The 7988-nt window shown below is 58.2% G+C and carries 3 protein-coding genes; 1 reads left to right on the top strand and 2 read right to left on the bottom strand.

Going from position 1 to position 7988, the window contains the following annotated elements; translation table 11 throughout:
- Positions 1-155: 155 nt before the first annotated feature.
- Positions 156-2237 (bottom strand): 4-alpha-glucanotransferase, encoded by a 2082-nt coding sequence (gene malQ / locus APT89_RS00525; protein ID WP_060571580.1) that lies wholly within the window; start codon positions 2235-2237, stop codon positions 156-158.
- Positions 2238-2246: 9 nt separating this feature from the next.
- Positions 2247-4640, bottom strand: coding sequence for a maltodextrin phosphorylase (malP, locus tag APT89_RS00520; protein WP_060571579.1), 2394 nt, complete (start codon positions 4638-4640; stop codon positions 2247-2249).
- Between the two features lie 585 nt (positions 4641-5225).
- Between malP and malT the strand changes: the two genes are divergently transcribed.
- Positions 5226-7931 (top strand): HTH-type transcriptional regulator MalT, encoded by a 2706-nt coding sequence (malT, locus tag APT89_RS00515; RefSeq protein WP_045259369.1) that lies wholly within the window; start codon positions 5226-5228, stop codon positions 7929-7931.
- The last annotated feature ends 57 nt before the right edge of the window (positions 7932-7988 follow it).

Raw genomic sequence — 7988 nt, 5'->3', positions numbered from 1 at the left:
TGTGGTGGTACAGCACGAAAGTGGGGGTGATCGACCTGAAGAAAAAGTCGATCACCATGGGTAAAGGATGTTAAAAAGTGTTCACCATGTCCCCGAACACCTGTCTACCATGTCCCCGGACTGTACATGGGGAGAGGGCTAGGGTGAGGGGCAAATTACGACTTCTTACCCACCGCCCTTCTGCGCTTATCCAAATCTTTAATCAGCCTGTTCACCCCGTCATCGGCAAACATCGTCTCAAGCGTTGTGGACAGCTTGCGGCGCCAGTTCTTGTACTGATAGCTGGTGCCCGGAACGTTCACCGGCTCCGCCATATCAATCCAGTCTTCCGGCTGCAGGCCGAGCAAAGCGCTGTTGCTGTCGGCAATATAGCGCTGCAGGCCACGGTTGAGCGTTGGGGTCATTGCCATCAGCGACGCCTTATGTCCGGCACGCTTCGGCAGACAGCCATGCTTGTGCAGCGCGTCCAGCAGCCCCTGCTTCGCCAGCTCGCGGTCCTGATACAGTCCGCGCAGAACCTCTTCATCTGGATAGAGGCCCAGCGTTTTGCCGAGGGTCAGATCGCCGCTTTCCCAGTAGCCTCTGAGCGTAGGAAGATCATGCGTCGTCGCGACTGCCATTGACTGTTCAGGGTACGCTTTCGGCGCGCGGAAGGTTTTCTCATGGTCGTTTTCAAAATAGAGCACTTTGTAGGAATAAACCCCGCTGTCGCGGAGCTTGCTGACAATTTCCACCGGTACGGTACCGAGATCTTCACCGATCACCATGCACTGATGACGTTTACTCTCCAGGGCCAGGATCGACAGCAGATCGTCCACCGGATACTGCACGTACGCCCCGTGATCGGCCGTTTCACCGTACGGGATCCACCACAGGCGCAGCACGGACATCACGTGGTCAATGCGCAGCGCCCCGCAGTTCTGCATGTTCGCGCGCAGCAGGTCGATAAACGGCTCGTAGGCACGCGCCGCCATCACGTGCGGATCCATCGGCGGCAGGCCCCAGTTCTGACCGAGCGGGCCGAGGATATCCGGCGGCGCGCCGACGGATGCTTTCAGGCAGTAAAGCTCACGGTCACACCAGGTTTCCGCGCCGCCTTCCGCCACGCCCACGGCCAGATCGCGATACAGGCCGATCGGCATCTTATAGCCCTGGCTCACCTGCCAGCAGGCGGCAAACTGGCTGTACGCCAGCCACTGCAGCCACAGGTAGAAGTCCACCTCGTCGGCATGATTTTTACAGAAGGCTTTGACTTCAGGGGTATCCACGGTCTGATACGCTTCCGGCCAGACCGGCCAGCCCCAGCGCATTTCGTCCTCTTTCACCTGATACGCGTGCAGCGCGTCAAATGCCGCCTGCCAGTAGAGGCTTTCACCTTCCTGCATCACGAACTGGCGGAAGGCCGCCATCTGCTCATCGTCGCGCTTCGCAAAGCCTTTCCACGCCAGGCGCAGAGCCGCCATTTTCAGCGCGGTCACGGAGGCATAATCTACCCAGTCCGCATCGCGGGCCTGCTTCAGCAACTGCTGGGTGGTCTCAAGCTTCCACCACGCCTGCGCCTCTTTGCTGTTTTTGAAATCGTCTAACGCGTTAACGTCGATGTAAATCACGTTCAGCCAGCGTCGGGAAGACGGGCTGTACGGGCTCGCGCTTTCCGGGTTGGCCGGATAGAGCGCGTGGATCGGGTTGAGGCCGATAAACGCGCCGCCGCGCTCGCCCACGGATGCCAGCATCTTTTTCAGATCGCCAAAATCGCCGATGCCCCAGTTGCTGTCGGAACGCAGCGTATAGAGCTGCACGCAGGCGCCCCACAGCTTTTTGCCTTCGAGCAGCGCCTGCGGCTCATAGCAGCGTTTTGGCGCGACGATCACCCGGCAGTGAAAACGCTGTTCGTCCTGGGTGAGCGTCAGGCTGTGGTAGCCCTCCGGCAGCTTTGCCGGAAGGTTTAACGTTTTGCCGCCGGTGGCGTGGCCTTTGTGCTGATGCCCCTCTTCGGTGGTGAGCAGCCAGCTAAACTCGCCACGTCCCTCCACCGCCAGCGGCATCTTTTTGCCTGCGGTAAAGACCTTCACGTTTGGCACCGGAGCAGCCGACGCGTTCGCGTCGGTTTTGTGCATGGCATCCAGCAAACGTCTTTTGGTGTCCGCACCAATAGACTGCGGTTTGCCGTGCGCATTGATGTAACTGAGGCTAATTCCCGCCGCCTGCGCGGCACTGTCCAGACGTTTACTCTCCATCGCGCTTCCTTAGCGTTTTGCCTGCCAGATACGGGCCTGATAATCACGGATTGAGCGGTCAGAGCTGAACATGCCGCAGCGCGCGGTGTTCAGAATGCACGCCCGGGTCCACGCCTCCTGGTCGAGGTACAGCACGTCGACCTGTTTCTGCGCTTCAACGTAGGCCGTGAAGTCCGCCATCACCAGGTACGGGTCGCCACCGTGTTTGTCCATGCTGTGCAGCATCTGGTCAAACGCGTGCTTGTCGCCATCGCTGTATTTGCCGCTTTCCAGCTCCTTCAGCACCGCATCCAGCACTTTGTCTTTTTTACGCCATTTCACCGGGTCGTAGCCTTTGGCCTTGATGGCTTTCACTTCTTCAACAGTATGGCCGAAGATAAAGATGTTCTCTTCACCGACCTTCTCGGCGATTTCGACGTTCGCACCGTCCAGCGTGCCGACGGTCAGCGCGCCGTTGAGCGCCAGCTTCATGTTGCCGGTACCGGACGCTTCTTTCCCTGCGGTCGAGATCTGCTCGGAGATATCCGCCGCCGGGATCAGCATTTCCGCCGCCGAGACGCAGTAATCCGGCAGGAACACGACCTTCAGCTTGTCGCCCACTTTCGGATCGCTGTTGATCGCCGCCGCCACTTTATTGATGGCGAGGATAATGTTTTTCGCCAGGTAGTAGCCCGGCGCCGCCTTCGCACCGAACAGGAACACGCGCGGCACGCGGTCGGCCTGCGGGTTCTCGCGGATCTCTTTGTACAGCGCCAGAATATGCAGCAGGTTCAGGTGCTGACGCTTGTACTCGTGCAGGCGTTTGATCTGAATATCGAAAATCGCGTTCGGGTTGATCTCAATCCCGGTACGCATTTTCACAAACTCCGCCAGGCGAACCTTGTTCTCCAGCTTGATCGCGCGGTACTGCTCGCGGAATTTCGCATCGTCGGCGTATTTTTCCAGGTTAATCAACTGGTCCAGATCGTTGGCCCACTCTTTCTTCAGGGTCTTATCCAGCAGGCCGGCCAGCAGCGGATTGCACTGCTTGATCCAGCGACGCGGCGTAATGCCGTTGGTCACGTTGTGGAACTTGGTCGGCCACAGCTGGTGATATTCCGGGAACAGATCTTTCACCACCAGATCGGAGTGCAGCGCCGCCACGCCGTTAACGGCAAAGCCGCTCACCACGCACATGTTCGCCATACGCACCTGTTTGTCGTGCACCACCGCCAGCTTCGCCCAGACGGCTTTGTCGCCCGGCCAGGTTTTCTCCACCAGCGCTTTAAACTGGTCGTTAATCTTGTTGATGATCTGCATGTGGCGCGGCAGCAGCGTTTTCACCAGCTTCTCATCCCAGCACTCCAGCGCTTCCGGCATCAGGGTGTGGTTGGTATAGGCGAAGGTGCGGCTGGTGATGGCCCAGGCGTCGTCCCAGCTCAGCTGATGCTCGTCAATCAGCACGCGCAGCAGTTCCGGGATGGCAATAGTCGGGTGCGTATCGTTAAGCTGAATGACTTCGAAGTCCGGCAGTTGCGCCAGCTTGCGGCCCGCCAGGTGATGGCGACGCAGAATGTCCGCCACGGAGCAGGCGCACTGGAAGTACTGCTGCATCAGGCGCAGCTTTTTACCCGCCAGGTGGTTATCGTTCGGATAGAGGACTTTGGTCAGCTTCTCGGCGTCGATGCCCTGCTGCTCGGCACGCAGGAAATCGCCGTCGTTGAATTTGGTCAGGTTGAACGGATGCGCGTGCTTCGCCTGCCACAGACGCAGCGGCTGCGCCACGCCGTTACGGTAGCCGAGCACCGGCAGGTCCCAGGCTTCGCCGGTAATAATGAACGCCGGTTCCCAGAGCCCCTGCTTCGTCACTTTCCCGCCGATGCCGACCTGCACGTCCAGCTGCGCGTTGTGGCGGAACCACGGGTAGGTATTGCGATGCCAGTCGTCCGGCGCTTCCATCTGGTGGCCGTCGGCAAACGACTGACGGAACAGGCCGTACTGGTAGTTCAGGCCATAGCCAATCGCCGACTGGCCGACCGTTGCCATAGAGTCAAGGAAACAGGCCGCCAGACGCCCCAGTCCGCCGTTGCCCAGCGCCGGGTCGATCTCTTCTTCCAGCAGGTCGGTCAGGTTAATGTCGTGCTCTTTCAGCACATCACCCACCTCCTGATACCAGCCAAGGTTCAGCAGGTTGTTGCCGGTCAGGCGGCCAATCAGGAACTCCATCGAGATATAGTTAACGTGACGCTGGCCTTTGACGGGCTTCGCCACGGGCTGAGCATCCAGCTGCTCTGCGAGCGCCCCGCTCACCGCCTGCCACCACTGGTGAGGCGTCATCTCGTTTGCAGCATGAAGGCCAAAACGCTGCCACTGACGCGTCAGGGCAGCCTGGAATTGAGCTTTGTTGAAGGTAGGCTGTGACATAGGGGATCGGCATCCTTTAGAAAGAAAACACAAGTTGGCGCTAGTGTGCCTGGCTCATTTCACCTCTTCCTCCTCCCGTGGGGGATTAGACAGGGAGGAGTAGCGGGGATGAGCGTAAAAGTGTGATCGAGGCCACTCTGAGAGCATAGCCGGAGTGTGCCCGGAAGATAAAAAAGTAACCGGGGAGAATGTCAAAGAAATGAAATGCGGTTTTGGATGAAATTAATCCACGCGGAAATGATTGCTTACGGAGAATAATATTTCAGCAATCGGGTCCTGCCTAAGGAGATTATTAATCTCACTCAACTTTACCCGAAGTTTATTAAATTCGACGTCATTATACCTTTCTGAAACCAGTTTCAGCCCAGCCTCGTGACATCCATACAAGCCAGCATTGACGCGGCATCAAAGCCTTTTCAAAAAAGTTCCAGTACTGGCCGGAATGTTTTGTGACAGAGTGCAAATTCAGAGCCACAAAAGCCAGACATAACTTGCAATAGTTCTCTTTCTGACCGACCTTATAGCTATTAATTACGAAGCGCAAAAAAAATAAATTCTCTCGTTCCCCACAGTGAAGTGAAACCTATGTTGATTCCGTCAAAATTAAGTCGCCCGGTTCGTCTTGACCATACAGTGGTCCGCGAGCGTCTGCTGGCTAAACTTTCCGGCGCGCATAATTTCCGACTGGCGCTGGTTACGAGTCCTGCAGGTTATGGAAAAACAACGCTCATTTCACAATGGGCCGCAGGTAAAAGCGATCTTGGCTGGTACTCTCTGGACGAGGGCGATAACCAGCAAGAGCGTTTTGCCAGCTATCTGATTGCCGCTATTCAACAGGCAACCAACGGACACTGCGTCGCCAGCGAGGCAATGGTGCAAAAGCGCCAGTACGCCAGCCTGTCCTCCCTTTTCTCTCAGCTGTTTATCGAACTGGCCGAATGGCATCGCCCGCTGTACGTGGTGATTGATGACTATCATCTGATCACGAACCCGGTTATCCATGAGTCGATGCGCTTCTTCCTGCGCCACCAGCCGGAAAACCTGACCCTGGTCGTGCTGTCACGCAACCTGCCGCAGCTCGGTATTGCCAACCTGCGCGTGCGCGATCAGCTTCTGGAAGTGGGCAGCCAGCAGCTGGCCTTTACCCACCAGGAAGCGAAACAGTTCTTTGACTGCCGCCTGACCTCACCCATTGAGGCCTCCGAAAGCAGCCGCCTGTGTGATGATGTCGCGGGCTGGGCCACGGCGCTACAGCTGATTGCCCTTTCTGCCCGGCAAAACAACAGCCCGACGCACCAGTCTGCGCGCCGTCTGGCCGGTATCAACGCCAGCCATCTTTCGGATTACCTGGTGGATGAGGTGCTGAACAGCGTCGATCCCTCCACCCGCAATTTCCTGCTGAAAAGCTCCCTGCTGCGCTCCATGAACGACGCGCTGATTGTGCGCGTAACAGGCTGTGAGAACGGTCAGCTGCAGCTGGAAGAGATTGAACGTCAGGGCCTGTTCCTGACGCGCATGGACGACCCCGGCGAGTGGTTCAGCTATCACCCGCTGTTTGGCAGCTTCCTGCGCCAGCGCTGCCAGTGGGAGCTGGCAACGGAATTGCCGGAAATCCACCGCGCCGCCGCTGAAAGCTGGATGGCGCAAGGCTTCCCGAGCGAGGCCATTCACCACGCGCTTGCCGCCGGTGACGCCAGCATGCTGCGCGATATCCTGCTTAACCACGCGTGGGGGCTGTTTAACCACAGCGAACTGACGCTGCTGGAAGAGTCGTTGAAAGCCTTGCCGTGGGAGAGCCTGCTGGAGAACCCGCGCCTGGTGCTGCTCCAGGCCTGGCTGATGCAGAGCCAGCATCGCTACAGCGAAGTGAATACCCTGCTGGCGCGCGCCGAGCAGGAGATGGAAAGCGAAATGGATATCACCCTGCACGGCGAATTTAACGCCCTGCGGGCGCAGGTCGCGATTAACGACGGCGATGCGGATGAAGCGGAACGGCTGGCGATGGTCGCGCTGGATGAACTGCCGCTGGCGAATTTCTACAGCCGGATTGTGGCTACCTCGGTGCACGGCGAAGTGCTGCACTGCAAGGGCGAACTGACGCGCTCCCTTTCGCTGATGCAGCAAACCGAGCAGATGGCGCGCCGCCATGATGTGTGGCACTACGCCCTGTGGAGCCTGATCCAGCAAAGCGAGATTTTATTCGCACAGGGGTTCCTGCAGGCCGCCTGGGAAAATCAGGAAAAAGCGTTCCAGCTGATTCGTGAACAGCACCTGGAACAGCTGCCGATGCACGAGTTCCTGTTGCGTATTCGCGCTCAACTGCTGTGGGCATGGTCGCGTCTGGATGAAGCAGAAAGCTGCGCCCGTCAGGGTGTGAACGTGCTCTCCGGCTTCCAGCCTCAGCAGCAATTGCAGTGTCTGGCCCTGCTGGTGCAGTGCTCGCTGGCGCGTGGCGATCTGGATAACGCCCGCAATCACCTTAACCGTCTGGAAAACCTGCTCGGCAACGGTCAGTACCACAGCGACTGGGTATCGAACGCCGACAAGGTTCGGGTGATTTACTGGCAGATGACGGGGGACAAAAAATCCGCCGCCAACTGGCTGCGCCAGACGCCTAAACCGGAATTTGCCAATAACCACTTCCTGCAAAGCCAGTGGCGCAACATCGCCCGCGTGCAGATCCTGCTGGGTGACTTTGAGCCTGCCGAAATTGTGCTGGAAGAGTTAAACGAAAATGCCCGCAACCTGCGTCTGATGAGCGACCTGAACCGCAACCTGCTGCTGCTCAACCAGCTTTACTGGCAGGCGGGCCGCAAAAATGATGCCCAGCGCGTGCTGCTGGAAGCCTTGCAGCTGGCGAACCGCACCGGGTTTATTAGCCACTTCGTGATTGAAGGTGAAGTGATGGCGCAGCAGCTGCGCCAGCTGATTCAGCTCAACACGCTGCCGGAGCTGGATCAGCATCGCGCCCAGCGAATCCTGCGCGAGATTAATCAGCACCATCGCCACAAGTTTGCGCATTTTGACGAGAACTTTGTTGAACGCCTGCTGAACCACCCGGAAGTGCCGGAGCTTATTCGCACCAGCCCGCTCACCCAGCGCGAATGGCAGGTGCTGGGACTGATCTATTCCGGATACAGTAACGAGCAGATTGCCGGTGAGCTGGCGGTGGCGGCAACCACCATCAAAACGCACATTCGCAATCTGTATCAGAAGCTGGGCGTGGCGCACCGTCAGGACGCGGTGCAGCATGCGCAGCAGCTGTTGAAGATGATGGGGTACGGAGTTTAGTTTTGTGCGGCCTGATGCCCTCACCCCGGCCCTCTCCCACAGGGAGAGGGAGAACGG

The organism is Enterobacter sp. 50588862, assembly GCF_001462935.1.
Taxonomy (GTDB): domain Bacteria; phylum Pseudomonadota; class Gammaproteobacteria; order Enterobacterales; family Enterobacteriaceae; genus Enterobacter; species Enterobacter bugandensis.
Note: the sequence above shows the minus strand (reverse complement) of the source record. Positions and strands in the feature narration are given on the sequence as shown.

Coding starts and splice junctions, on each gene's coding strand:
- malP (WP_060571579.1), bottom strand. CDS start 4,640: ATGTCACAGCCTACCTTCAACAAAGCTCAATTCCAGGCTGCCCTGACG.
- malT (WP_045259369.1), top strand. CDS start 5,226: ATGTTGATTCCGTCAAAATTAAGTCGCCCGGTTCGTCTTGACCATACA.
- malQ (WP_060571580.1), bottom strand. CDS start 2,237: ATGGAGAGTAAACGTCTGGACAGTGCCGCGCAGGCGGCGGGAATTAGC.